The organism is Thiosulfatihalobacter marinus, assembly GCF_016019955.1.
Classification (GTDB): Bacteria; Pseudomonadota; Alphaproteobacteria; order Rhodobacterales; family Rhodobacteraceae; genus Shimia; species Shimia marinus_A.
Genome location: NZ_JAECRZ010000002.1, coordinates 1 through 21,796, shown reverse-complemented (window position 1 = coordinate 21,796; position 21,796 = coordinate 1). Strand labels below are relative to the sequence as shown.

19 protein-coding genes are annotated in these 21,796 nt (G+C 64.7%); 8 read left to right on the top strand and 11 right to left on the bottom strand.

The features are described 5' to 3' along the window. Positions 1–16 precede the first annotated feature (16 nt). Complete coding sequence (locus tag I3253_RS03135) at positions 17–943, top strand: glucokinase (RefSeq protein WP_197916190.1); 927 nt, start codon at positions 17–19, stop codon at positions 941–943. Here I3253_RS03135 and I3253_RS03130 read toward each other — a convergent pair. The 4 genes from I3253_RS03130 to ltnD are packed head-to-tail and all read right to left on the bottom strand — an operon-like array spanning position 927 to position 4,508. Further along, positions 927–1,697: a hydroxypyruvate isomerase family protein gene (locus I3253_RS03130; RefSeq protein WP_197916189.1), complete on the bottom strand. Its 771-nt coding sequence runs from the start codon at positions 1,695–1,697 to the stop codon at positions 927–929. The genes I3253_RS03135 and I3253_RS03130 overlap by 17 nt on opposite strands. Then, positions 1,694–2,344: a 3-oxo-tetronate 4-phosphate decarboxylase gene (gene otnC / locus I3253_RS03125; RefSeq protein ID WP_197916188.1), complete on the bottom strand. Its 651-nt coding sequence runs from the start codon at positions 2,342–2,344 to the stop codon at positions 1,694–1,696. Before otnC ends, I3253_RS03130 begins: the two co-directional genes overlap by 4 nt. After that, positions 2,341–3,612 carry a 3-oxo-tetronate kinase gene (gene otnK, locus I3253_RS03120; RefSeq protein ID WP_197916187.1) on the bottom strand — a complete coding sequence of 424 codons (1,272 nt, stop codon included), beginning with the start codon at positions 3,610–3,612 and terminating at the stop codon, positions 2,341–2,343. The genes otnC and otnK overlap by 4 nt, the downstream gene beginning before the upstream one ends. Beyond that, a complete protein-coding gene (gene ltnD / locus I3253_RS03115) occupies positions 3,609–4,508 on the bottom strand; it encodes an L-threonate dehydrogenase (RefSeq protein ID WP_197916186.1) in 900 nt (299 codons plus the stop codon). Before ltnD ends, otnK begins: the two co-directional genes overlap by 4 nt. Positions 4,509–4,656: 148 nt before the next feature. Here ltnD and I3253_RS03110 point away from each other — a divergent pair, with 148 nt between their 5' ends. Beyond that, positions 4,657–5,685 (top strand): LacI family DNA-binding transcriptional regulator, encoded by a 1,029-nt coding sequence (locus I3253_RS03110; protein WP_197916185.1) that lies wholly within the window; start codon positions 4,657–4,659, stop codon positions 5,683–5,685. 12 nt (positions 5,686–5,697) lie between these two features. Here the strand turns inward: I3253_RS03110 and I3253_RS03105 are convergent, their stop codons facing one another. From I3253_RS03105 to I3253_RS03095, 3 genes are all read right to left on the bottom strand, one after another. Then, the gene (locus I3253_RS03105; protein WP_197922733.1) at positions 5,698–6,393 is read right to left on the bottom strand and encodes a GntR family transcriptional regulator; all 696 of its coding nucleotides are present in this window, start codon (positions 6,391–6,393) and stop codon (positions 5,698–5,700) included. A gap of 63 nt (positions 6,394–6,456) precedes the next feature. Further along, on the bottom strand, positions 6,457–7,161 hold the full coding sequence (locus tag I3253_RS03100; protein ID WP_197916183.1) for a UTRA domain-containing protein: 705 nt from the start codon (positions 7,159–7,161) through the stop codon (positions 6,457–6,459). A gap of 55 nt (positions 7,162–7,216) precedes the next feature. Continuing rightward, positions 7,217–8,575, bottom strand: a complete 1,359-nt coding sequence (locus I3253_RS03095) for a formimidoylglutamate deiminase (RefSeq protein ID WP_197916182.1) — start codon at positions 8,573–8,575, stop codon at positions 7,217–7,219. A gap of 80 nt (positions 8,576–8,655) precedes the next feature. Between I3253_RS03095 and hutI the strand changes: the two genes are divergently transcribed. The 4 genes from hutI to hutU are packed head-to-tail and all read left to right on the top strand — an operon-like array spanning position 8,656 to position 13,842. Next, positions 8,656–9,861: an imidazolonepropionase gene (gene hutI, locus I3253_RS03090; protein ID WP_197916181.1), complete on the top strand. Its 1,206-nt coding sequence runs from the start codon at positions 8,656–8,658 to the stop codon at positions 9,859–9,861. Continuing rightward, positions 9,855–11,384 (top strand): histidine ammonia-lyase, encoded by a 1,530-nt coding sequence (hutH, locus tag I3253_RS03085; RefSeq protein ID WP_197916180.1) that lies wholly within the window; start codon positions 9,855–9,857, stop codon positions 11,382–11,384. Before hutI ends, hutH begins: the two co-directional genes overlap by 7 nt. Beyond that, a complete protein-coding gene (gene hutG / locus I3253_RS03080; protein WP_197916179.1) occupies positions 11,384–12,175 on the top strand; it encodes an N-formylglutamate deformylase in 792 nt (263 codons plus the stop codon). Before hutH ends, hutG begins: the two co-directional genes overlap by 1 nt. Beyond that, positions 12,172–13,842, top strand: a complete 1,671-nt coding sequence (hutU, locus tag I3253_RS03075; protein WP_197916178.1) for a urocanate hydratase — start codon at positions 12,172–12,174, stop codon at positions 13,840–13,842. The genes hutG and hutU overlap by 4 nt, the downstream gene beginning before the upstream one ends. A 112-nt stretch (positions 13,843–13,954) precedes the next feature. On the opposite strand, the gene I3253_RS03070 is transcribed toward hutU, so the two are convergent. The 4 genes from I3253_RS03070 to I3253_RS03055 all read right to left on the bottom strand — a co-directional run bounded on the left by I3253_RS03070 (position 13,955) and on the right by I3253_RS03055 (position 18,082). After that, positions 13,955–14,899 (bottom strand): Hint domain-containing protein, encoded by a 945-nt coding sequence (locus tag I3253_RS03070; protein WP_197916177.1) that lies wholly within the window; start codon positions 14,897–14,899, stop codon positions 13,955–13,957. Beyond that, positions 14,900–15,388 carry a toxin-activating lysine-acyltransferase gene (locus I3253_RS03065; RefSeq protein WP_197916176.1) on the bottom strand — a complete coding sequence of 163 codons (489 nt, stop codon included), beginning with the start codon at positions 15,386–15,388 and terminating at the stop codon, positions 14,900–14,902. 131 nt (positions 15,389–15,519) lie between these two features. Further along, the gene (locus tag I3253_RS03060) at positions 15,520–15,831 is read right to left on the bottom strand and encodes an ETC complex I subunit (RefSeq protein WP_197916175.1); all 312 of its coding nucleotides are present in this window, start codon (positions 15,829–15,831) and stop codon (positions 15,520–15,522) included. Between the two features lie 568 nt (positions 15,832–16,399). Then, positions 16,400–18,082, bottom strand: coding sequence for a calcium-binding protein (locus tag I3253_RS03055; RefSeq protein WP_197916174.1), 1,683 nt, complete (start codon positions 18,080–18,082; stop codon positions 16,400–16,402). 298 nt (positions 18,083–18,380) lie between these two features. Between I3253_RS03055 and uvrB the strand changes: the two genes are divergently transcribed. Next, a complete protein-coding gene (gene uvrB, locus I3253_RS03050; RefSeq protein ID WP_197916579.1) occupies positions 18,381–20,567 on the top strand; it encodes an excinuclease ABC subunit UvrB in 2,187 nt (728 codons plus the stop codon). 69 nt (positions 20,568–20,636) lie between these two features. Beyond that, on the top strand, positions 20,637–21,542 hold the full coding sequence (locus tag I3253_RS03045; protein ID WP_197916173.1) for a DUF7946 domain-containing protein: 906 nt from the start codon (positions 20,637–20,639) through the stop codon (positions 21,540–21,542). Positions 21,543–21,796: the final 254 nt, after the last annotated feature.

Genomic DNA, 21,796 nt, shown 5'->3' with positions numbered 1-21,796 from the left:
TTCAACGGGGACTATCATGATCTCACTTGTCGGCGATGTGGGCGGTACCAACACGCGGCTTGCCCTGGCGGACGGGGCGGACCTGCGCGCCGACACGGTATTGCGCGCCCGCAACGCGGATCATGCCGCCTTTCTCGATGTGGTTTCCGCCTACATGGCCCGCCACGATTGCTCGGACGTGTCATCGGTCTGCATCGCCATCGCGGGGCCCGTCCATCAGGATCAGGGCGAACTGACCAACCGCAACTGGGCCATCAGCGCCCCCCAGGTCGGGGCGCATGTCGGCGCCGACCGGGTGGAGCTGATCAACGATCTGTCCGCGCTGGGCTATTCCCTTCCGGGCCAGAACCTGCACCCGATCTGCGGCGCGCATGGCGCGCTCAGCAACGGACAGGCGCTGGTGGCCGGTCTGGGCACGGGCTTCAATGTCAGCCCGGCCCGGCAATTGCCCGCCGGTGGCTCTGCCGTGTTCGAAGCCGAAAAGGGACATGCCGAAATCCCCGCCTCGGTCTACCGGTTGCTGGTGCGCGAACTGGGCGACGCCGCCGACGCCTTCCCCACGGTCGAAGACATGTTCTGCGGCCTTGGCCTGGAAAAGCTGCACCTCGCGCTGACGGGCAAAACCGCCTCCGGCGAAACCATCGTCAGCGCCTATGACACCGGAACCGATACCAACGCCAACCGCACGATCACCCTGTTTGCGCGCGGCATGGGCCTGTTGGCGCGCACCCTGATCTGTGAATACCTGCCCCGCGACGGCCTGATCTTTGCCGGCAGCGTCGCGCGTGGCGTGCTGTCTTCACGCGCGCTGCCCGAATTCACGCGCACCTATCTCGCCCCCGGCATGGACGTGGTCCGCCCTTCGGAAATCCCCGTGTCGATGATCACCGATGACGCCGCCGCACTTCTGGGCTGCCTGCGCTATCTCACGACAAGGCTCTGAACCGCGCCATCCAGCCCAGGCTGTCCGCGGTCGGCCCGCCGGGGCGATACTCTGCCCCCAACGGCACGTCCCAGCCCAACCGGTCCAGCAGCGCGAATAGCGGGCCATACGCCAAATCGCCCTCGTCCGGCACGCCACGCGCGGGCACCCCGGCAAACTGCACATGCCCGATCACCGGCAACAGCGCCTCAATCCGTCCGTCCACATCGCCCTCGGTGCGCTGAACATGGTAACAATCAAACATCAGCCGCAGATTGTCCGCGCCAACCTCGGCAATGATCTCGGCGGCCTGATCGGTATGGGTCAGGAAATAGCCCGGCGCATCATGCCCGTTCAGCGGCTCGATCAGGATCGACATGCCCCGCGCCGCCGCCACCTTGCACGCATAGGCCAGGTTGGCCACGAAACACGCATGTGCCGCCGCACCAGCCGCGACCCCGGCCATCACATGCACGCTGCGCGCGCCGATTGCCGCGCCATACGCCACCGCCTCGTCAATCGCGTCCCGCGCCTCGGCGGCGCGCCCCGGCACCGCCGCCAGGCCATTGTCGCCGGCAGCCACATTGCCGCGCCGGGTGTTCAGCCCCAGCATCTCCAATCCGGTTTCCGCCAGCGCCGCCGCCACCTCGCCCGGCGGCACCGCATAGGGCCAATGGCATTCCACCGCGTCAAACCCGGCGCGTCTGGCCGCGCGGATCGCCTCGGGCAACGGCAGCTCCGCCCACAAAAACCCCAGATTTGCGGAAAACCTCACGCGTCCCACGCCACGTCGAATGTCGTGACCACGGCGCGCACCTGCGCTTCGCTCAGACCGCGCGGGTTCATCCCGCGTGTCATCATCGCCAGCCGCGCCGTGTCTTCCAGTTCCTCGATCGCGTTACAGGCCGCTTCCACGTCCTTGCCCGCCACCACCGGGCCGTGATTGGCCAGCATCACCGCGCTGCGCCTGCCCGCCAGCCCGCGCAGCGCCGCGCCCATCGCCGGGTCGCCGGGCAGAAAGAATGGCAACAGCTTGACCTTGCCCAGCTTCATGATCGCATAAGGCGTCAGGGGCGGCAGGAAATTATCCGCGTCCACATCCGTCATCATCGACAGCGCCACCGAATGGCAGGAATGCAGGTGCACCACCGCCCCGGCCGTGCTGCGCGTGTCATAGAACGCGCTGTGAAGCGGCATCTCCTTGGTCGGCCTGTCGCCACCGATCAATTGCCCCGCCGCGTCAAACCGGCTCAGCCGCGCCGGATCCAGCCGCCCGAAACTTGTCCCCGTGGGCGATACCAGCAGCCCGCCATCACCGGTACGCGCCGAGATGTTGCCCGTGCTGCCCCCGGTCAGCCCCCGATCAAACAGCGATCCCGCCAACAGGCATATCTGCTCGCGCAGCTTGCTTTCCTCACTCACATCGCCTCCAGTCCTGCCAGCGCATCGGCAAAAAAGTCTTCCGTTCCAAAATTCCCCGATTTCAGCGCCAGCGCAATATCCGCGCCGTCGGACCGGCAAAAGGTCCAGGGCACACCCGGCGCGATCTCTGCCCCGATATCAAGCCGTGACACGCCCAGCGCCTGCGTCACCGCGCCCGAGCTTTCGCCCCCCGCCACCACGAACCGGCGCGCGCCCGCGTCCCGCGCCGCCACCGCACAGGCGGCCAGCGTCGCCTCCACGATCTCGCCCGCTGCCGCCACGCCCAGCCGGTCCTGCGCCGCCCGCACATTGTCCGGCTCGGCGGTGGCATAGATCAGCGGCGCGCGGGCCGGATCCTGCGCCGCCAGCCAGTCCAGCGCGCCCTGCGGCCCGTCTTTGGCCAGTGCCAGAGGATCCAGCCGATACCCCGGCGCGCCCTGCGCCAGATAGGCCGCCACCTGCGCCCGCGTCATTGCCGAACAACTGCCCGACAACACCACCGCGCCCGCGCCCAACTCCGGCACCGCACCGCGTGCGGCATCCGCCGCCAGCACACCGTCGCGCAGATAAAGGCCCGGCAGCGGCATCGCCACGGCGCTGCCCCCGGTCATCAGCACCATGTCCCGGCAGGCCTCGGCGATCACCTCCAGGTCTTCATTGGCCACCGCATCCACCACCACATGGGCCACACCTTCGCCGCGCAGCCCCGCCAGCCTGGCGCGCAACGCCCCGGCGCCCTGCGCCACGGTCAGCCGATCCACCAGCCCCACCGGCCGCGTCACCTGGGGCGCCAACAGGCGCATCAGGTTGCTGTCGCGCATCGGGGTCAGCGGATGATCCTTCATCGGGCTTTCCGCCAGCGGTTGCCGCCCCACGAACAGGTTGCCCATGAAAATGCTGCGCCCGTTCTCGGGAAAGGCCGGGCAATAGATCGTCTGATCCACCCCCAGATCCGCCATAAGCGCCTCGGCAACAGGGCCGATATTGCCCTCGGGCGTGGAATCGAACGTCGAACAGTATTTCCAGAAGAACCGCCCGGCCCCCGCGTCCCGCAGCCAGCGCAGCGCGGCGCGTGTCTCGGCCACCGCCCCGGCCACCGGCGCGGTGCGCGATTTCAGCGCGATCACCTCGAACGCCGCCGTGTCTTCGGGCGCAGAGTCCGGCACCCCGATCCGCAGCGAGACCTTCACCCCCGAACGCGCCAGCAGCCCGGCAATATCCGTGGCCCCCGTGAAATCATCCGCGATACAGCCCAGTACCGTTGTCATGCCGCGTCCTCTCCCGGCAATACCAGCCCGGCATTGCGCGCATATACCTTGGCCACCGCGGCGTCATCCTCCTGTCCCAGCCCCATGCCCGCCGCCGCCAGGAATTGCTGCAACGCCGCCGCCGTGACCGGGGCGGCGAAGTTCGCCCCCCGCGCGATGTCCAGAACGATGCCCAGATCCTTGGGCCAGATCGTTACCGCGCTGCGCGGCGCATAATCGCCCGCAACGATATGGGGCGCCCGGTTTTCCAGCATCCAGCTTGTCCCCGCACATTGGCGGATCACCTCGACAAACCGCTCCGGCGCGATCCCCTGGGTCATGCCAAATGTCAGCGCCTCGGCCATGGCCGCAATATGCACCCCCGCCAGGAGCTGGTTTACCGCCTTCATCGCACTGCCCGCCCCGGCGCCGTCGCCCAGCGCGAACACGGTCTCGGCCACCGCCTCCAGCACGGGCCGCGCCGCCGCGAACGCGTCCGGCGTTCCCGCCGCCATCACCGTCAGCCGCCCGTCCGCCGCTTTGGCCGCACCGCCGGAAATCGGTGCATCAAGATACAGCACCCCATGCGCCCGGCACCGCGCCTCCATCTCGCGCGCGAAATCCGGCGCCACCGTGGCACAGCCGATCACCACCGCGCCCGCGCGCATCCCCGCCACCACGCCGTCCGGCCCGAACAGCACCGCCTCGGTCTGCGCCGCGTTCAGCACCACAACCACCACCGCATCCAGGCTCCCGACCGCGCCGGAAAGGGTTTGCGCCGCGCCGCCCTCTGCGCGGAACCGCGCCGCCCGCGCCGCGTCCAAATCCTCGCCGATCACCTCGAACCCCGCCGCCAGGGCCGACCGCGCCATGCCATATCCCATCGAGCCAAGCCCGATCACGCCAATTCGTTCCATGTCGCCCGAACATCCCTCTTGAGTGATCCGCACCAAATGTATCTAATGATTGGTATCGATACCGGTATCGGTACCATTCAGTCAATACCCGGCAACCCGACACGCATCAAGCCAACACCCGCCCCGTCAAACCCAACCGGAAACGTCCATGCCCCGCAAACCCACGCTTGCCCAGGTCGCCGCCCTTGCCGGAGTCAGCAAGATGACCGCCTCGCGCGCGCTGCGCGACGCGGGCGATGTCTCGGCCTCGGCGCGCGACAAGGTTCAGGCGGCGGCGCAAACGCTGGGCTATGTCGGCGACCGCGTCGCCACCGCGCTGTCCGCCAAGACCACCAACCTGATCGGCGTTGTGGTGCCCAGCCTTTCCAACATCGTCTTTGCCCAGGTGCTCGCGGGCATTTCGGACGGCATCGCCGACAGCGGTCTGCAACCTGTGTTCGGCATTACCGGCTATGACAGCGATACCGAGGCCGCGCTCTTGCGCGACATGCTGTCCTGGCGCCCCGCCGGGCTGATCGTAACCGGGCTGGACCAGCCAGACGCCACGCGCGCCCTTTTGCGACAGGCCGGGGTGCCGGTGGTGCAGATCATGGATATCGACGGAGACCCGGTCGATGGCTGTGTCGGGATCTCGCATGACGCGGCCGGGGCGGACATGGCGCGCGCGCTGCTGGCGGCCGGACGGCGCCGGATCGGCTATGTGGGCGCGCATCTTGCCCATGACACCCGCGCCGCCAAACGCCTCGCCGGGTTTCGCGCGGCACTCGCCGATGCCGGCACGGCGCTGGTGGCCTCCCGCCTTACCGGCGCACCCTCTTCCGTCGCTTCGGGCCGGGATCTGACGGCCACGCTGCTGTCACACCACCCCGATCTCGATTGCATCTACTATTCCAATGACGACATGGCGATAGGTGGCCTGTTCCACTGCCAGTCCGCCGGTCTGGACGTGCCGGGGCAGCTGATGATCGCCGGTTTCAACGGCCTCGATCTGGTCGAAAGCCTGCCCGTCGGCATCGCCACCACCGTGACGCCCCGGCACGAAATCGGACGCCGCGCGGCACAGATGATCGCGGCAGCCGCCCCCGCCGTCAGCCTGGCGCGCGTCTCGCTGACCCCGCGCATCGTCCTTCCCGGCCAGACTCCGCGCAATCGCCCCCTTGGTGGCACGCGCTCCTGAAACCGGTGCGGATCACAGCACCGGCAACCGGTAGTTCTCCAGAATCGCCAGCAATTCTTCCGCCGCGCGCCGACGGTGCTCGCGAAATAGCGCCCCGGCACGCGCGGCATCGCCGGCGCGCAAACTCATCAGGATCTCGCGATGATCCCGCGTCGATCGTTCCGGCTTCTCTCGCATACGCAATGTCACCATCCGCGCCCGGTGGGCCTGATCCATCAGCGCCGACACAATCCGAATCAACCGTGTATTGCCGTTGATCTCCAGCAACGCCCGGTGAAACCGGTCATCCGCCGCGGCCCAGGCGTCCAGGTCTTCGACCTCAAGCGCCGCTTCCATCTCGGCGGTGGCCTCGTCCAGCGGCGACAACTCGGCGTCGCCGGGCGCCATGCGGGCAATATTTTCCGCCGCGCTGGATTCCAGCACGGTCAGGATGTCGTAAATCTCGCGCATGTCGCTGGCCCGCACCGGCAGCACCCGCATCCCCCGGCGCGGCACCAGATCCACCAGCCCTTCCCCCTGAAGCCGGATCAGCGCCTCGCGCACGGGAGTCCGGCTCATCTCCATCAGCGCGGCCATTTCAGGCTCGGTGGCCTGAAAACCGGGCAACAGTTCGTTGCTCAGAATCGCGGCCTTAAGCCGCCGATAGGCCGCATCCACAAGGGTGCCTTTGGTCGGATTTTCGGGTTTGCCGCTGTTTCGGTTCATCATCACGCCTTCGCCTGCCCCTGCATAAGGAACCCGTGCGCAGATATCAAAACCAAATTGCCGTCCTCAGATCCGGGTCGTCATCCGGTAGCCGGGCGCAAAATGCAGCCGCGCAAATGTCACCGGCTGCCCCCGCAGCCAGGTCAGCCGCTCGGCGGTAAAGATCGGTTCACCCAGCGGCGCATCCATCAGCGCCGCCACCGTCTGATCCGCCCGTGTCGCCATGAAACTCAGTTCGACATTGGACACCGGGATCCGCTCGATCAGCCATTCATTCGGCCCGGTATCGCTGAAATCCGCCTCCGCCACCTCCGGCACGCTGGCCTCGACGATCCAGCGATCCTCATATTGAAACGGCTTGCCATCCGCATAATGCAGCGCCCGCACATGCGCCGCGCGGGCCGCGCCTCGCAGGTCCAGCCGCGCCCGCAGCCAATCCGGCATGTCGCGCATCTCCGCCCCGATCAGCGCATAGCGATACCTGGCCCCGGTGCCCTCGATTTCTACCCGCGTCAACGGAATCGCGAACCGGGCATGGCGCACCGGCGCACGCAAAACCCGCGTGCCCGCCTTGCGCTTGCGCTCCAGATAGCCTTCCTCGGCCAGTTCCCGCAGCGCCCGGTTCACTGTGGTGCGGGTGCTGCCAAACTCGGTGACAAGCGCGGATTCGCTGGGCAGGATCGCATCCGGCGCCCATGTGCCGCTTTGAATGCGCTCCAACACGATCGCCTTGATATCGCGAAAGCTCTTGTTGTCTTTTTGTCGGCTCATGTCGCTCTTATACCTGTACATATCGGGCAGGGCACCCGGCGCGCCGCTCTGCCGCTCACAACCTGTCCCGCAGTTGCGCGATCACACCACAATAGCGCCGCGCAACCACCTCTCGGCGCTTATGCCGCCCGTCCCGCACCACGTGCCGCCCCGCGGCCCAGACATCCGACACAACCGTTTCGGGCGCGGCGAAAACCATCCCGTCCAACAGCGCATCCCCCTCCAGCGCGCACAGCGCCGGGCCGTCGCAGCGCAACGCCACCAGATCGGCCAGCCGCCCCGGCGCAATTTCGCCCGCGTCACGCCCCAGCGCCAGCGCGCCGCCCCGCGCCGCCCCTTCATATAGCGTGCGCCCGACCGAAGCCCCCTCGGGCGCCAGCACCGCGCGCCGCCGCTCGCGCAGCCGCTGCCCGTATTCCAGCAGCCGCAGCTCCTCGCCCAGCGCGATCCGCAGGTTGGAATCCGAGCCGATGCCAAACCGCCCGCCAGCCTCCAGATAGGCCGCAGCGTTGAATATCCCGTCGCCCAGATTGGCCTCGGTGATCGGGCATAGCCCCGCCACCGCGCCGCTGGCCGCAAGCGCCGCCGTTTCCGTCGCGCTCATATGGGTGGCATGGATCAGGCACCAGCGCGCATCCACCGCGTGCTGCGCCAGCAACCACTCGACAGGCCGCGCGCCGCAGGCGGCCAGAATGTCATCAACCTCCTGCATTTGCTCGGCAATATGGATATGGATCGGGCCGTCCTGTGCCGATACAGCCACCGCCAGCCCTTCCGCGTCCACCGCGCGCAGCGAATGCGGCGCCCCCCCAAGCCGCGCATCCGGCGGCAGGACAGACAGCGCCGCGCGGCAACTGTCCAGCAGGCGCAGAAACCGGTCGGGATCATTGCCGAACCGCCGCTGTCCGCCTTCCAGCGCCCTGCCATCCACCCCGCCCCGGCTGTACAGAACCGGCAGGTGGCACAGCCCGATCCCGGTTTCCTCAGCCGCCGCCATGATCCGCACACTCATTTCCGCCGGGTCGCCATACGGCACGCCGCCGGGCGCATGATGCAGATAGTGGAACTCTCCGACCGAGGCATAGCCCGCCTCCAGCATCTCGACCTGCACCATGGCCGCGATCGCCTGCACATGCTCGGGCGTCAGTTGCTCCAGAAACCGGTACATCAGGTCACGCCACGTCCAGAAGCTTTCCCGCCCCGCCGCGCGCCGCTCGGTCATTCCGGCCATGGCGCGCTGAAAGGCGTGGCTGTGCACATTGCCAAGCGCGGGCAAAACCGTGTCCACCACCACATCCCCCGGCGCCGCGTTCGCGCCCGGCATGACGCGGGAAATCCTGCCCCCGGCCACCGAGATCCGCACGTCCTCCCGCCAGGTATGTCCGATCAGCGCCCGCTTCGCATGGATTTGCATCTTGCACCTTATGTCTATACTTAATAATCTTACCGGTATACGTTACGATCTGTCAATTCAACCTCGACCGGAGATTCGCCATGGGACATCACAAGATCCTGACCGGCGCGCGCCTGGCAACGATGGTTACGGGCGACGATTATGGCCTGATCGAAAACGGCGCCCTTGTCCTGTCGGGCGATCGCATTGCCTGGGTCGGCCCCGCCCCCGAACTGCCCGCGCATTTCGACGGCCCGGTCCGGGATCTGGCCGGCCGGCTGGTGACGCCCGGCCTGATCGACGCCCACACCCATATCGTTTTTGCCGGGGACCGGGCGCGCGAGTTCGAAATGCGCCTTGGCGGCGCCAGCTACGCGGAAATCGCGCGCGCCGGGGGGGGCATCCTCTCGACCGTCACCGCCACCCGCGCCGCCACGCCCGACGCGCTTGTGGCACAGGCCCTGCCCCGCGTTGACGCGCTTCTGGCCGAGGGCATCACCACGCTGGAGATCAAGTCCGGCTACGGGCTGGAGGCCGCGACCGAACTCGATATGCTGCGCGCCGCGCGCCGGATCGGGGCCGAACGCCCGGTGCGCATCCGCACCACCTATCTTGGCGCCCACGCCATCCCACCCGAATATGCCGGCCGCGCCGACGCCTATCTTGACGAAATCTGCCTGCCCACCCTGCGCGCCGCCCGGGCCGAAGGGCTGGTCGACGCGGTTGACGGGTTCTGCGAATCCATCGCCTTCTCCCCCGATCAGATCGCCCGCGTCTTCGAAACCGCCGCCGCGCTGAACCTGCCGGTCAAGCTGCACGCCGAACAGCTCTCCAATCTTGGTGGCGCGGCGCTGGCCGCCGGCTTTGGCGCCCTGTCCGCCGATCACCTCGAATATCTCGACGCGCCCGGCGTCCTGGCCATGGCCCGCGCGGGCACCGTCGCCATGCTGTTGCCCGGCGCCTTCTATACGCTCAACGAAACCCGCAAACCGCCGGTCGATCTTCTGCGTCAGAACAATGTGCCCATCGCGCTCGCCACCGATTGCAATCCCGGCTCTTCGCCGCTCACGTCGCTTTTGCTGGCCATGAACATGGGCTGCACCCTGTTTGGCCTCACCCCGGCCGAGGCCCTGCACGCCACCACCACCAACGCCGCCCGCGCGCTTGGCCTGGCCGATGCCGGCACCCTTGCCGCCGGTCAACGCGCCGATCTGGCGATCTGGGATGTCACCCATCCGGCCGAACTTGCCTATCGCATCGGCTTCAACCCGCTCCACCAGCGCATATTCGCAGGCCACCCATGCTGACACTCACGCCCGGCGCCACCACCCTGGCCCAGCTTGAAACCCTCTACCGCACGCAATCCCCCGCAGCTCTCGATCCGGCCTGCCGCCCTGCGGTCGAAGCCGCCGCCGCCCAGCTGGCCCGGGCCGCCGCCGGGGACCGGGCTGTCTATGGCGTCAATACCGGCTTTGGCAAACTCGCCAGCCACAAGATCGCCCCCGCCGATACCGCCACCCTGCAACGCAACCTGATCCTCAGCCATTGCTGCGGCGTGGGCGAGCCCACCCCACCCGACATCACCCGCCTGATGATGACACTCAAACTGCTGTCTTTCGGGCGCGGCGCCTCGGGTGTGCGCTGGGAACTGGTCGACCTTCTGGAACAGATGCTGGCGCGCGGCGTGATTCCCGTGATCCCGGCCCAGGGCTCTGTCGGCGCCTCCGGCGATCTGGCCCCGCTGGCCCATATGACGGCGGTGATGATCGGTGCCGGCCAGGCCAGCTTTCAGGGTGAAACCCTGCCCGGCGCCACGGCCCTGTCCCGCGCCGGGCTGGCGCCGATCACCCTTGGCCCCAAAGAGGGGCTGGCCTGCATCAACGGCACGCAATTCTCCACCGCCTATGCGCTGGCCGGGCTGTTCGGTGCCTGGCAGGCGGCGCTCAACACGCTGGTGATCTCGGCCATGTCGACCGACGCGATCATGGGCTCCACCGCCCCGCTTCAACCCGAGATTCACGCCCTGCGCGGCCATCGCGGCCAGATCGACGCCGCCGCCGCCATGCGCGCCATCCTCTCCGGCTCCGAAATCCGCGAAAGCCACCGCGACGGCGATTCCCGCGTCCAGGACCCATACTGCATCCGCTGCCAGCCCCAGGTGACGGGCGCCGCCATCGACGTGCTGCGCCAGGCCGCGCACACCCTGCTGATCGAGGCCAACGCCGCCACGGATAACCCGCTGGTCCTGGCCCGGTCCGGCCTGATCGTGTCGGGTGGCAATTTTCACGCCGAGCCGGTCGGCTTTGCCGCCGACATGATCGCGCTGGCCACGTCCGAGATCGGCGCCATCGCCCAGCGCCGCATTGCCCTGATGGTCGATCCCACCCTGTCCTTCGATCTGCCGCCATTCCTCACCCCCAATCCGGGGCTGAACTCGGGGCTGATGATCGCCGAAGTCACCACCGCCGCGCTGATGAGCGAGAACAAGCACCTCGCCAATCCCTGCGTCACCGACAGCACCCCAACCTCCGCCAACCAGGAAGATCACGTTTCCATGGCCGCTCATGGCGCGCGCCGCCTCATGCGCATGATCGAAAATCTCGAACGCATTCTCGGGGTCGAGCTGCTTTGTGCCGCCCAGGGGATCGAGTTCCGCGCCCCCCTTGTCTCCAGCCCCCCGATCCGGCGCGGCCTCGCCCGCCTGCGCGCCGATATCGCCCCGCTGACCCAGGATCGCTACCTTGCCCCCGATCTGGAAACCGCCCGCGCGCTGGTGCGCTCCGGCGCCCTGCTCGCGGCCTGCGCGACCGACATGCCGGAGCTGGGCTGATGGATCCGGTGCAAACCATTCCCGGCGACGGCCCCATTGTGCTGGGCCAGCCCCATGGCGGCACATATGTGCCCCCGGATATCCGCGCGCATCTCAATGAAACCGGGCGTGCGCTGTCCGACACCGACTGGCATATCGCACGTCTGTTCGAAGGTCTTCTGCCACAGGCCACCACCGTGCGCGCCAGGACCCACCGCTACGTGATCGACGCCAATCGCGATCCCTCCGGCGCGTCGCTCTATCCCGGCCAGAATACCACCTCTCTCGTGCCGCTCACTGATTTCGACGGCACGCCGATCTGGACCACGCAACCCACACCGCACGACATCAACCACCGGTGCGCGACGTTCCACGCGCCCTACCATGCCGCCCTGAAGGCCGCGCTCGAACGCACCCGCGCCCGCCACGGCATTGCCATCCTGTTCGATTGCCACTCGATCCGCGCGCATATCCCGTTCCTTTTCGACGGCACCCTGCCCACCCTCAATATCGGCACCAACTGGGGCACCACCTGCGCCGCGCCCATCGAGCACGCCATCGCCGGTATCGCCGCCGGCTCCGGCTTTACCCATGTCACCAATGGCCGGTTCCGCGGCGGCTGGACCACACGCCACTATGGCCGGCCGGACACCGGCATCCATGCCATCCAGCTGGAGATCGCCCAATCCGCCTACATGCTGGAATCCCCGCCCTGGACCTACGCCCAAACCCGCGCCGCCCGCCTGCGCACCACGCTCTCGGACATGCTGCACGCCTTGTCCGACCTCGCCCTCACCGGAGACCTGACATGACCGACCCCCGCAAGAACCAGCGCGACATCTTCCCGCCCACTGGCCCCGAGCTGACCGCCAAACACTGGCAGGCCGAAGCCGCGCTGCGGATGCTGATGAACAACCTGCACCCGGACGTGGCCGAAAACCCGCATGAACTGGTGGTCTATGGCGGCATCGGCCGCGCCGCGCGCACCTGGCGCGACTTCGATCTGATCTGCGACAGCCTCCGGCAGCTTGAAACCGACGAAACCCTGATCGTGCAGTCGGGCAAACCCGTCGCCGTGATCCGCACCCATGCCGACGCACCCCGCGTCCTGATCGCCAATTCCAACCTGGTGCCGCACTGGGCCACCTGGGATCATTTCAACGAACTGGATCGCAAGGGCCTGATGATGTACGGCCAGATGACCGCCGGATCCTGGATCTATATCGGCTCGCAAGGCATCGTGCAGGGCACCTATGAAACCTTCATGGAAGCCGGGCGCCAGCATTACGGCGGCAGCCTCGCGGGCCGCTGGATCCTCACCGGCGGGCTGGGCGGCATGGGCGGCGCCCAGCCGCTCGCCGCCGTCATGGCCGGCGCCTGCTGCCTCGCCGTCGAATGCGATGAAACCCGCGCCGATTTCCGCCTGCGTACCCGCTATGTCGATGCCAAGACCCATTCGCTGGACGAGGCCCTCGCCATGATCGACAAATGGACCAGGGCGGGCGAGGCCAAATCCGTCGCCCTGATCGGCAACGCCGCCGACATCTTCCCCGAGATCCACGCGCGCGGCATCCGCCCCGACATCGTCACCGATCAGACCTCGGCCCATGACCCGCTCAATGGCTACCTGCCCCAGGGCTGGAGCGTCGCACAATGGCGCGCCCGCGCCGAGACCGATCCGGGCGCCGTGGAACGCGCCGCCCGCGCCTCGATGAAAGTCCAGGTCGCGGCCATGGTCGCCTTCCACGACGACGGCGTGCCAACCGTGGATTACGGCAACAACATCCGCCAGATGGCGCTCGAAGAAGGGCTGGAGCGCGCCTTTGCCTTCCCCGGCTTCGTGCCGGCCTATATCCGCCCGCTCTTCTGCCAGGGCATCGGCCCCTTCCGCTGGGCGGCCCTCTCGGGCGACCCGGAAGACATCTACAAGACAGACGCAAAGGTCAAGGAACTGCTGCCCGACAACACCCACCTGCACAACTGGCTCGACATGGCACGCGACCGCATCGCCTTCCAGGGCCTGCCCGCCCGGATCTGCTGGGTCGGCCTGGGCGATCGCCACCGCCTCGGCCTCGCCTTCAACGAAATGGTGCGCAACGGCGACCTCAAGGCGCCGGTGGTGATCGGCCGCGACCACCTCGATTCCGGCTCCGTCGCCTCGCCAAACCGCGAAACCGAAGCCATGCGCGACGGCTCGGACGCGGTCAGCGACTGGCCTCTCCTGAACGCCCTGATCAACACCGCCTCGGGCGCCACCTGGGTGTCGCTGCACCATGGCGGCGGCGTCGGCATGGGCTTTTCCCAACATGCCGGGGTGGTGATCTGCGCCGACGGCACCGACGCGGCGGCCACAAAGCTCGAACGCGTGCTCTGGAACGATCCCGCCTCCGGTGTCTGGCGCCACGCCGATGCCGGCTACGAAAGCGCGCGCGACTGCGCCCGCCGCCACGGCCTCAACCTGCCCGCCATCCTCGACTGACCCGCCCCGCGGCGCAGGCGCACCGCCCCGGCTTCTTTTGGCCCCAAATATCCCCGCCGGAGGCTCCCGCGCGCGCGCCGGGCGGCACGGGCGGCACGGGCGCGCTTCGGTGCTACCGCCGCAACCGCCCTTCCGGCGTCACGCACGGGTCGGGCAGCAACCGGTCCCGCACCAGCCGCGCCTCATAGCCGCGCAACACCTGCCGGGCCGGCGGGCCATAACTTTCCGGTATCGCCCGCAATTCCGGGAACAACGCAAAAAGCTCCTCGCGCGGCCCCTCCTGAAACCGCTCCAACCCCACATGTCCGGGAAAGAAACTCTCGCTGGCACAGCCCTGCGCCATCACCACCTGATGGTCGTCAAACAGCAGATGGTAATAGATCACCAACCCGCCCGGCTCCTGCAGAATGCTGAAATCGTTCACCAGATGCCGCGCCGCCACCAGCACTTCCGCCTGACCGAACAGCAAATCCATGTCCGGCCCGTCGATCAGAACCCGGTGCTGCGGCGACACCAGCAAATCCCGCGCGGGCACACCCGGCCCGAACGCGCCCGCAACGATCCGCACCGGGCGCAACTGCGCGGCACGCGCCGCATCGCGCGTATCCACGGCACTGGCCCCGCTCCACCGGATCCGCTGCGGCCCGTGATCGCGCGTCAACACCCAGTCCCCCGCCTTCAGGCTTTCCACCGCCCGCGCCCCGGCCGGGGTATCGATCAGCGTCCCGCGCACGAAACAGGGCGGGTCCGTTGCGCCGTTGATGGTGATCGTGATCGTGGTCGTGCCATTGGCCGAAGTCACGGTGAACACTTCGTTCAGCGTATCCCCGTCATCCAGCGCATCAATCGCCGGATGATCGTTCAACGCGGTATAGGTCCACACCCCGTCCGCATCGATCACCAGCGCCCCGCCATAGGCCCCGGCAATGGTTTCGGCCGTCCATTGTCCGCTGTCATTGCCAATCCAGTAATCCACATCGCCGCCGGTGCTCAGATAGCCACCGACAACGCCACTATCTTCCGTGACAGATCCACTGCCGGGCTGGGGAATTCCCATCTACAGCCCCCCGCCCATCCGCGCCAGCACCCGCCGCCCGGCAGGCGCCGTGGCATCGCCGCGCACCACCTTGCGAAGGGCGCCGCTGTCATCCAGCCGTGCAAACCAGAATGGCTCGGGTGGCGGATTGCGCGCGATCGAACGCGCCACGATCCGCCCATGGCCAAACGGCGCCAGCAAATCCAGAAACCACAGCCGCGATCCGCCGGTCCACTCGCCTTGCGTGGGCAATCGACCGTCGCGGGTCATCCGCCCGGCCACCTCGTCGCTCAGCCGCGCCCAGATCAGCGCCGCCGCCGTGCGCCCCTGTTCATTCTCGAAAAACCGCACACAGCCGTTGTTCAGCGCCGGATAGAAAATCCGCGCCAGCGCCGCTTCCGGCATACGCTGGTGCAACGGGCAAAAGCTCGCCAGAAAATGCAGCTTCCCGATGGAAAGCAGCTCTGCGTCGGTGGGACCGACGGACTGGTCTGCGCCGTGGTGCGACATCTGCTCTGTCTACCTGCCGGCCCCGGTTGCTCCGGGGCTCATGGTCCGAATCTACGGCAAGCCCGCACCCAAGTCAAAAAGACAAAAGGCCCGCCCTTCCAGGCAGGCCCGATTGCAACACGTCCGGTGGCTCAGTGCGTCCACGGCCCCTTGCGGCTGGTGGCAAAATTCTCGCCATAGCCGCCCGCGCGGATATTGGGCTTGCGCTTGTGCGGCTCGACCACCAGCGCATCAATCCCTTTTTCGCGGGCGTATTCCAGCGCGGCATCCTTGCTGTCGAATGTCATGCGCACCTGGCTTTGCGTATCGCCCGATCCGGTCCAGCCCATCAACGGGTCAATCTCGCGCGCCTCGGCGGGCGCATATTCCAGAACCCAGTTTTTGGTCTTGGCGGTGCCCGACGACATGGCGGTGCGGGCTGGCTGATAGATACGCGCTCTCATCGCAAATCTCCTTGCTGCCCGCGCTTTATCCCGGATTCCACGCGCCCCGGCAAGGGGCAGTTTGCGGGTCGCATTGCCGCAAGGCGGCATCCGGCGAACAGGTTTTCGGGCAGAGCTTGCAAGCAGCGCATGATGTCGGCCAAACCACGGGGAGCGAGGGGTGTAAGTGCGGCCTGTCCCGGCCATCATGTTTCGCTGCTTGCAAGGCCAAGACTACCCATTTCCCCAAAGGAGAGGCAAGGCCACCTGCCATAAATTACACGCCGAAACCCAATTCTTTTCAAAAAGTACAAGACTTGCCAGAAATCTTGACCAATTTTGCGCAAACTGACCTTACCCAGCGTCAATTTAGGTCCGCACCGCCCCATACGTCGGCGTGTGATGTTGCCGAAATGTCGCATATACGAAATCGGCGGGTCAAATGCGGGAACGACTCCTGCGTTTCCTCCCTCCCCAACCGAGTCGCTTGCTTCGAACCGGGCATCGTTTCGGCCAGGCTCGGCCATACCAATAGTGCCATGCCAAGGACGCGGGCGGCTTTTCGCCGCCCGCACCGCGATACTTTTTGTCAGAGCAGGAAATCCAACTCGGTTAGACCGGTCGTTCCCAGGACCTTGATCTGCATATCGGCAGTCCCGTTTCCGTCGATATCCACGAAAACGTTCGAATTCGGACCGGCCGTGGCGATGCGCAGTTCCGCCTGCCCGGCACCGCCAAACGCGGAGCTGCCTATGAAGGACAACTCTCCCGCGAAGACTTCTGTTAGGTCGACAAGATCGTCACCCGGTGCAAAACCCCCGATCTTGTCGGCCTGGGCACCGATTCGGCTATCGCTCGCACGAAGAAACACGAACACATCCGATCCCCTGCCACCTCTCATTACATCCGCGCCATTTCCTCCGATCAGGGTGTCGTCTCCGTCCATGCCATTTAGGGTGTCCCAACCGATCTGGCCAAACAGAATGTCATTTCCATCGTCCCCGAACAGCCTGTCCGAATTCTTGCCGCCGTACAACGTGTCGTTGCCCAATCCGCCGTCCAGAGTGTCGGCGCCGATTTGGCCTTTCAGAAAGTCATCGCCCCCTTGCCCGTAAAGTTCGTCATCACCAGACCATCCTACCAGACGGTTGTCGCCCTCGTTCCCGATCAGGGTGTTGGCATCCGAATTACCGATGCCCCGGATATCCTGGTCACCGGCCAGTGTCAGGTTTTCGAAATTCGCCCCAAGCTTCCAGTTGCTGTGCGCGATCACGAGATCGGTCCCTTCACCAGCATTTTCGACCAGTTCTGTCAACGAGTCGGACACCGTATATGTGTCGTCACCGGCGCCGCCACGAACCCCGCCCGGGACCGAACCGCCGATGCCATCATAGGTGTCGTTGCCGCTGCCAAGGCGAAGTATACCCTGGATCGTGCCGCTATTGGTCACGACATCGCTGGCGCTGTTCAGATTGACGTCGCCGATGATCTCGCCGGAATTGGTGAGCCTGACAAACCCGGATGCACTTTCGATCGCCTGGTATCCGTCGGCGGGCCGCCACACTGCGATGGTTCCGGTGTTGACGACATGGGCATAGGTGCTGTTGGCACCAAGGGCGAGTCCGCGTTGGCCCATGATTTCGCCGGAATTGTAAAAGTAGTTATTGGTGCCGTATCCAAGGTTCGCCACAACCGCCCAGTTGTCCAGGCTGGTGATAGTGCCGGTATTGTAGAAGTTGGCATAGACACGATCGCCGAACTCAACCGCGACCTGGCGGGATGTGATCGTCCCGCTGTTGAACAGTTCACCGTAAGTGTTCAAACTCGACGTTCCAACAAACTGTAGGGCAGCTCCGTTTGTCGCATTGATCGTTCCGGTGTTGGAAACTTGGTTGCTACCTGCGCCGCTGCTCGTGAAGACGATGGCATCGGTGACAGCGGTGATCTCTCCGGCGTTGCTGAGGTAGTTGCCATACCCGAGAAAGCTAATCGCGGTTGTCGCGAAGTTGCTGATCAAACCATCCTGGGTCACGGTTACTGTATTGTTTGCCGAACCAGAACTGGTCCCGGTGGAAGACGACATCTTGATCCCGGTCGTGGCCGCTGAATAGATTTGCCCCGAATGCACGAAGTTCACATTGGAGAGTGCGGTGCCACTGCTGACACCAAACGTGTATTCGCCTCCGATATCGCCGAAGATTCTGGTGACCCGTTCGATGAAATAACCCGTTGATGACGCGAAGGTTGTGGGAGAGGAAGTATAGACCGACATTGCTTTTCCTTTATCAAGTCAGGCAAGGAAAAACGGCTGCGGCCCTACCGACGAATACCTGACGTATCGCGCACAGCCCCGCGCGAACATTCTGTTGACGCTCACTTTTTCGGTATCTTTCACTCAAGGCACGCGTCAGGTGCCTGGGCGTTTCTCAAGCAAAATTCCAGTATCGTCAGGCGTCAAGGTCAATAGCTATACACGTGAAGTAACTATTGCCAAGCATTCCTTGCGCCCCGCCTCTTGAAGGTGAACAAAAAGTGATCAACTCTAGGGCCAAGCAAAAGGAAACCCCATGATGGACGCCGCCGACGCCCCGATCCTGAACACCCCCGCCCCGGATGTGAAAACCCGCCCCAAGCTGGAAGGCGGCAAGCGCATCGTGATGCACACCGATTTCCAACCGGCGGGCGATCAGCCCACCGCGATCACCGAACTGACCGCAGGGATCACCGAAGGCGAACGCAACCAGGTGCTGCTTGGCGCCACCGGCACGGGCAAGACATTCACCATGGCCAAGGTGATCGAGGAAACCCAGCGCCCCGCCATCATCCTGGCCCCCAACAAGACATTGGCGGCACAGCTTTACGGCGAGATGAAGGGCTTCTTCCCCGAAAACGCCGTGGAATATTTCGTCAGCTTCTATGACTACTACCAGCCCGAGGCCTATGTCCCGCGCAGCGATACCTACATAGAAAAGGAATCCCAGATCAACGAACAGATCGACCGGATGCGCCATTCGGCCACCCGCGCGCTTCTGGAACGCGATGACGTGATCATCGTCGCCTCGGTCTCCTGTATCTACGGCATCGGCTCGGTCGAAACCTATGGCGCCATGACGCTCGATCTCAAGACCGGCGAAGACTACGACCAGCGCAAGGTCATGGCCGATCTTGTCGCCCAGCAATACAAACGCAACGACCAGGCGTTTCAGCGTGGTTCCTTCCGGGTGCGCGGCGACAGCCTTGAAATCTTCCCCGCCCACCTGGAAGACCGCGCCTGGAGGCTGTCTTTCTTTGGCGAGGAACTGGAAAGCATCACCGAATTCGATCCCCTGACCGGCGAAAAGACCGACACGTTCGACCAGATCCGCGTCTACGCCAATTCGCACTATGTCACGCCCAAACCCACCATGCAGCAGGCCATCATCAGCATCAAAAAAGAGCTGCGCCAGCGCCTGGATCAACTGGTCGGCGACGGCAAGCTGCTCGAGGCGCAGCGCCTTGAACAGCGCACCAATTTCGATCTGGAGATGCTCGAGGCCACCGGCGTGTGCAACGGTATCGAGAATTATTCCCGCTATCTCACCGGCCGCGCCCCCGGCGAGCCGCCCCCCACCCTGTTTGAATTCATCCCCGACAACGCCATCGTCTTTGCCGATGAATCCCATGTCTCGGTTCCCCAGATCGGCGGCATGTACAAAGGCGACTACCGGCGCAAGTTCACCCTGGCCGAACACGGCTTTCGCCTGCCCTCCTGCATGGACAACCGCCCCCTCAAATTCGAGGAATGGGACGCCATGCGCCCGCAATCCGTCTTTGTCTCGGCCACCCCCGCCTCCTGGGAGATCGATCAGGCCGGCGGCGTGTTCACCGAACAGGTGATCCGCCCCACCGGCCTGCTGGATCCCGAGGTCGAAATCCGCCCCGTGGAGATGCAGGTCGATGACCTTCTGGACGAGGTGCGCAAGGTCTCGGCAGACGGGTTCCGCACCCTTGTCACCACGCTCACCAAACGCATGGCCGAGGATCTCACCGAATACATGCACGAACAGGGTATCCGGGTGCGCTACATGCATTCCGACATCGACACGCTGGAACGTATCGAAATCCTGCGCGACCTGCGGCTTGGCGCGTTTGACGTGCTGATCGGCATCAACCTCTTGCGCGAGGGGCTGGATATTCCCGAATGCGGCCTCGTCGCTATTCTGGACGCGGATAAAGAGGGCTTTCTGCGCTCCGAAACCTCGCTCGTGCAAACCATCGGCCGCGCCGCCCGCAACGCCGAAGGCCGCGTCATCATGTATGCCGACCGCATCACCGGCTCGATGGAACGCGCCCTTGGCGAAACCAACCGCCGCCGCGCCAAACAGATCGCCTATAATCAGGAAAACGGCATCACGCCCGAGACCGTGAAGAAAAACGTCGAGGACGTGCTGGCCGGGCTTTACAAAGGCGACACGGATCAGTCCCGCGTCACCGCCAGGATCGACAAGCCCCTGCATGGCGGCAATCTGGAGGCCGTTCTGGACGGGTTGCGCAGCGACATGCGCAAGGCCGCCGAGAATTTAGAGTTCGAAGAAGCTGCCCGCCTGCGCGACGAGGTCAAACGTCTGGAAGCGGTCGATCTGGCCGTCGCCGACGACCCCATGGCGCGTCAGTACGCGGTTGAGGCCGCAGCGGAGAAGGCGGTCAAGTCCAAGGGCCGCTCAACGGCTGGCCGGGCCGGGCAAAGGGGTGGGAATGTTAGGAGAAGGGGGCGGTAGGCACTCCAAAAGTGGCTTTACACGCACAGTTACAAAGTGCACTTTCTCTCCAAAAAAGTGGAGATCCTAATGGAATGCACTTTCGAACTAAGTTTTTCTGGAAGACTAACGGACGATAACTTAATTCAATTCTACGATGTTTCGCATGCTTTGTGGGGGTTGGAACGCTCAATTTCACTGACCACCCATCTACTACTTAATGGCGAAGTAATAACTCAGTCTCCCAGCGCAAAAGGTTTTTACCTGCTCGTGCCGCCTGCTGAGCCGGGAAGCTGGAAGTGGAAGACTGTGCTTGCACTTGGCTCTACTGTCGGAGCATTCGGCTTAGCACCGCCAGATACTATGTTTGGCTGGTTGGCCAAATCGGCGGTGGAATACGTCGTTGAGGAGACATTGGGGTTTGCGCCTAACTTCGATGAAACCCTTGGTAAACAAATCGAAAAATATCGTGAAAGCGAAATCAAGACACCCGTAGCCAAAGACCTATCGCAGTCCAGATTTGACGCGGTGATCGAGAAATGTGAAACTGGAATTAAGAACATTCACCGCCCAATTGCTTTTTCAGAATCTGCTGATAGAGCGGCAATTAACTGGAAAGTCGGTGACCGCAACGGGCAGTTTGACGGTTATTTCAATGCGGATACATTCAGTTATTTGAACAAAACAATAACGTCTGATGACCAGAGCAAGTTTCAGGGTTACATTTCAAGCTACAACTCCAACACCTATGGTGGCAGGTTGTACCTTCCCCAAGAAAACAGGACAATTCCATTCAAATTGTCAGATACGGCAATCAGCGTGAGTTCGATTAGAATATTGACTTCAAGCCTCGGAGACAACGCGGTCGCTCGTAGAGCCGGGCAAATCGCAGGTGAGGGAGACGTCGTTCTTGAAGGATTTAGAAACGAGAGTGCGACAGGACGCTTGAAGAGTCTTTTTGTCAAAGACGTATCCGTAGCTGATCTTCTTTCGTAAATTTCCGCCAAGTGTTGTATCCACGCGCCCGACCCGGGGGTGGGTGCGGAACGCGCCCGCCCATGGGGGCGGGTCGGGCGCGTGCATGATGCAGAGCATCATGCATTGGTGAGAATGGAGAGATCACCTCACGACACAAACCCGGTACAGGGGCGTCCCACTCGCGAAATGCCCTGCTGAAGTGGTCCCGGAAATCCGGACAGTTAGCTAAGGTGTATCCCGAACTTTTTGGAGGGATACGAGATGGCGAAACG